This is a genomic window from Frankia sp. Mgl5, from assembly GCF_023242985.1.
In the GTDB taxonomy this organism is placed as follows: domain Bacteria; phylum Actinomycetota; class Actinomycetes; order Frankiales; family Frankiaceae; genus Parafrankia; species Parafrankia soli.
The window spans coordinates 420-5,363 of record NZ_JALKFY010000716.1 but is presented as its reverse complement, the minus strand read 5'-3'; the positions used below and the strand labels follow the sequence as shown (position 1 = coordinate 5,363).

The window sequence follows — 4,944 nt, the reverse complement described above, 5'->3', positions numbered from 1 at the left end:
CGCGGCCCGCAAACGGACCTGTTCACGGCGGGCCCGGCCGGCATCCGTCAACCCGCCGCCATCGGGATACCTCATACCCCGGGGCTACCCCACGAGCCGAAGGTCACCCTGCAGATTCAAGGTCGATAATCCGGCAGCCCCCTGGCTACGCAGAGGGGCTGCCGACCGGTCATGCCCGGAGATACGCACCGAGATCACGCCCAAGCGCTGTGAGCACCTCCTTACGGGCCGAGGCGATGTCCTCGCTCGTCAATGTGGCTTTTTGGGGGCGCAATGTCACGCGCAGTGTCATCGACTTGCTTCCCTGGGGCACCCATGACCCGCGGAACTCCCCGACAAAGTCGACCTGGTGCACCAGGTCGCCGACGGACCGGGCGCTTTCGCTTGCCTGGGCCCAAAGAATCTCCTCGGGCACAACCACTGACAGGTCGAACTCGCTTTCTGGCCATTCCGAGATCGGTCGGTAGGTGTTCTCACGCGTCATATGCATCGTTATCTCGTCGAGGTCTAGTTCGAAGCAGGTGACGTGCACACCTTCGATCCCAGCCAAGCGGCAGCATCGGGTACTGAGCAGCGCCAGCGTGCCCACCCGATGTCCGTCTGCAGTGAGCGCCAGCTGCACGTGACGGTCCGCCCATGTAGGAGTGGCCGCGCTGTCCTCTGGCCGCCCGAGGCGTAGGTCAACGATCCGGCATGCCCGCGCAAGCGTCTCGAGGACGCCCTTGCCCTGGAGGAACAGTTCGCGCCCGTCTGAGCCGACGAGCACCGCCGCGACTCGCGTGGCCAGCGTCGGTATCGGCTCGAACCGGTCGGCCCACGGCCGCGTGCTGGTTCCGTCGTACACCGCCCCCACCTCGAAGATCGAGAATTGCCGGGTGAAGCGCAGGTTCGCGCTGATTGCCTCAAGGAGGTTCGGCACGAGTGAGGGGCGGAGCGTCGCCATATCCGCAGCCGGAGCACCGTCCAATACGACGCCATCGGCTGGGTTATACCCCGCGGCCTTAAGCATCCGTTCCGCAGACCACGGATAGGTCAGCACTTCCTGCATACCGAAGCGGACTGCCAGTTGCTCGCGCACGCGTCGGTCCAGCGGAGAGATCTCATTGGGCGAGAGGTGGGTGAAGGTGCCACCGAGGCTCGCAGCCGGGATCTCGTCGTAGCCGTGGATGCGCGCGACCTCTTCGAGCACATCGTCGGGGATCGAAACGTCCCCGGTGGAACGCCACGTCGGCGCTATTGTGTGCAGCCGCGTTCCGTTCATGCGGACAACGAAGCCGAGAGCCTCCAGAGTGCCCTGCACACTGGCGGACTCCAGCGGCATCCCAATCCTCGTCGTCAGGAAGTCCAGGTCCACGTCCACTTCAGCGCGCGGTGTCGGATCAGGGTCGTGATCCTGCATGGCCACGACCCGACCTCCGGGCACGCAACGCGTCAGCAAGGCGAGGTACAGGTCGACCGCCTGGTCCACCCGCTGGGTGTCCAGCCCCTTCTCGAAGCGGGCGGCTGCCTCGGTGCGCTGCCCGGTCCGCTGTGCTGTGCGCCGGATGGCCCCGGGGGCGAACGTGGCGGCTTCCAGGATGAAGCGCCGAGATTCGCCCGTGATCGCACTAGAGCGCCCGCCCATGATGCCCGCCAGTGCGACAGGTCCACGCTCGTCTCGGACGACCGCGGCCCCCGCAGGGAGCCCGACGCGTTGTCCGTCCAGCACCTCCAATTCCAGCGGCTCGGTTTGCGCTGCCACCGACAGCGGAAGGGCGAGACGTTCCGCGTCGTAGACGTGCACTGGCTGGCCCGTGGCGAACATGACGTAGTTTCCGAGGTCCACTGGCAGATTTACGCTGCCTTCGCCGATACGAGCGAGTCGGCTGCGCAGCCACAAGGGAGAGGTCACCTGGATGTCGAGTTCAAACTCGACGAGCGTGATCCGGCGGCACACCGTGGGATCAACGCTTCCGACCAGCCCCGATCGCGGCGTCGGACGCGGGGCCCTCGGCTCGGGCACCGGCTGGGCGAGGGGCAGGCCAAGAATGGCGGAGAACTCGCGCGCAAGACCATGGTGACCCCAGAGATCGGGGCGATTAGTCAAGGACTTGTTATCAATCTCGAGCACGACGTCCCGCCAGAGGACCACGTCCGTCAGGGGACTACCTGCAGATACGTCGGGCTCGTCTAGGACCAATGCGTCACCCGAGTCGGTGGCCGGGTAGAGCTTCTCCAGACCAAGGTCCGCGGCTCGGCAAAGGTAGGCCTCGCTGACCACGCCGTCGACTTTGACAGGCTTGATCTCGCGGCCGTTCACCCATGCGCCAGGCAGTGCGACGGCGACGGCCACACCCGGCGTCAGATTCACCGCCCGCGTGACGACGATCGCCTGCTGGTCGCGGCCGACCGTGCAGCGCACCACAGAGGCACCGGAACCGAGCTGCTCAGTGGCGATTACGCGGCCGATCACCACCTCGCGTAGGCCGGCGGCGAGGTCAACAACGTCCTCGACCTCGACGGTCTTGAGGGTCAACTGGTGGGCAAGCTCTCGGCTGGCCGCCTGGCCCACCAGGTCAACATAGTCACCGATCCAGTCCAGGGAAATCTTCACGAGGGCTCCTACTTGAACTGGCTCAGGTAGCGGATGTCGGCGCTGTGCATCAGCCGGACGTCGTCGATGCCGTAGCGCATCATCACCAGGCGGTCTAGGCCGACGTTGACGTAGAACCCTGTCCATTCGGCGGGATCGAGCCCGCCCGCACGGAGTACGTTCGGGTGCGGCACGCCGCCGGGCATCACCTCCAGCCATCCGACCTGGTGGCAGGTGCGGCATCCCGCACCATTACAGACCGTGCACTTCATGTCGATTTCGAAACCCGGTTCGACGAAGGGGAAGAAACCCGTGCGCATCCGAGTCTCGACCGGCCGTCCGAACACTGTGCGCAGGATGGTGTCGACAAGAAACTTACCGGCGGTCAGCGGCACGTCGCGGTCGACGACCAGAACTTCGTACTGGAAGAACGCGCGTTCGTGCCGCGCGTCTGTGCTCTCATTACGGTACACACGGCCCGGGTAGACGAACCGCATCGGCGCCCCATGAGAAAGCATGTATCTGACCGATGCACCGGTGAGATGCGGGCGCAGGCACAGGCGCTCAACACCCGACTTCCCGGCCGATCCCGACAGCCAGTAGGTGTCCATGCTTTCGCGCGCCGGGTGGTCCGGCGGGAAGTTCAGGTAATCGAACTCGAACTGCTCTGAGCTGATTTCGGGCCCGGAGTAAACGGTGAAGTTTAGAGTTCCGAAGGCATCGTTCAGATCGTACATCATCTGCACCGACGGATGCAGGCATCCCTGCCCTGCCGGAATCGCGGGCAGGGTGACGTCAAAGGGCTCCGCCAGCACGGGTTCGGCGTCGAGCAGCTCTTGTTCACGCGCGGTGAACGCTGCGGCAAGTTCCTGCTGAACGGAGGTGACTGCCTCACCGACGGACTTGCGGTCGGCCTCGTCGAGTTGGCCGATCTGGCGACGGACCATCATGAGCGTCCCGGACTTGCCGAGACTTTCGCGCCGCACGAGATCAAGCTCGGTGAGCACCGCGGCGGCCTCGACCCGAGCGAGCGTCCGAGCGAGAATCTCGCGAACCTGATCTCGCAAACGGGATCCCGTCGGTGTGGTTTTGGGCAGGGGTATCGTCACAACATCTCCCAAGACTTGGCAATGAACAGGACCGGATGTTCTGTGCACACCCCCTGGCCCCGCAAGCTCACATCAGGAGACGGGTCTAACTCAGCTCGAGAAACACACCCGACCCCTGAGCTGCCCAACGGCCGCCAGGGGGCCCATAAATCGATGCGTCTCCATCGGCGTCACGCGCACATCATACCCGGGTCACCGAGCCGGTCGGCCACGTACGCCCGGAGATCGGCACGGACGCCGTCGACGTCCCAGCCCGCCGGCGCAGCAGGCAGCGGAGCGCGGTGTGCCGCGACAGGCCGAGGACCAGTGCGGACAGGACCGGGGCACCGGCACGGCTGGCTCCACGCCGACCTGGCGTGCCAGCCGTGCGGTCCGGCGCAAGTACCGCTCCAGCGCCTCGAGCGCCTACTCACGGAACGTTCGCTAGCAGCCGTGTGTAGGGCACACGAGACGACGGACCCGCACGAGCACCCGCCGTTCATCGATCAGCAGGTCGGTCGACGTCCGTTCGTGATAGTCGTGCACCCGCGACGACTCGGCATCACAGCCAGGGCAGGCCACCCACACGTCCGGCGGCCGGGCGCGCAGGCCGACCAGCTCACCCTCGACCGAGATGCCCTCGACGACCAGCGGCGAGAGCCCTAAAACGCTAGCTTCACTGACGATAAACATCACACATGAAACGATCATGCTATGTGCACAATCCTGCGCTATCACTGAATGTGTTACAGGGTCTGTAGAATGGTTTTCTACGTTCTCGTAGGTGAATTTTACTACAAATACCCTCCCGTACCTTTATTGATTTGGCCATAGATTTGTTCGTACATGTGATTCGCTACATCGTTCGTAATGCTTCGCTCCAGGTGGCGCAGCGTAATGCGCACCAGCACATTCTTTTGCGACGGTTTACATCCCAGGCGTACTCGGATTTTTTCTGGCAAGTCCGCATATGCTGTTTCGCTTAGTATTTCTACACTTTCTAGTGCGTCGACATCATCACCTAACGCTTGGCGAATATCGTCGCTGACATCTTCTTCGACGTAGTTGCGTGGCACGCTGTAAGATAGGTCGCGTTTAATTGCAGGCTGGCTAGATTCTTCGCGGTAAGGTTCTAGATTAGACATTTGTTCGGCAATGCGCGGGTTAGCGGAACGAAGGTAACGCACGTCAGGAATATCTTTTAGGGTCATCACCAGTCGGTCCAGTCCAATGCCCATAGCCCAACCAGAGTGGATTTTGGGGTCAATTCCTGCGTTGGCTAAA

The 4,944-nt window shown here is 63.4% G+C and carries 3 protein-coding genes and 1 pseudogene; all 4 read right to left on the bottom strand.

The genetic code is table 11. From position 1 onward, the window contains the following. Positions 1 to 169: 169 nt before the first annotated feature. A complete protein-coding gene (gene pheT / locus MXD62_RS26865) occupies positions 170 to 2,593 on the bottom strand; it encodes a phenylalanine--tRNA ligase subunit beta (RefSeq protein ID WP_248832201.1) in 2,424 nt (807 codons plus the stop codon). A gap of 8 nt (positions 2,594 to 2,601) precedes the next feature. Beyond that, positions 2,602 to 3,681, bottom strand: a complete 1,080-nt coding sequence (locus MXD62_RS26860; protein ID WP_248832200.1) for a phenylalanine--tRNA ligase subunit alpha — start codon at positions 3,679 to 3,681, stop codon at positions 2,602 to 2,604. Between the two features lie 423 nt (positions 3,682 to 4,104). Next, the gene (locus MXD62_RS26855; RefSeq protein ID WP_248832199.1) at positions 4,105 to 4,353 is read right to left on the bottom strand and encodes a transposase family protein; all 249 of its coding nucleotides are present in this window, start codon (positions 4,351 to 4,353) and stop codon (positions 4,105 to 4,107) included. 101 nt (positions 4,354 to 4,454) lie between these two features. Beyond that, positions 4,455 to 4,944: pseudogene (locus tag MXD62_RS26850) on the bottom strand (hypothetical protein); the annotation flags it as partial.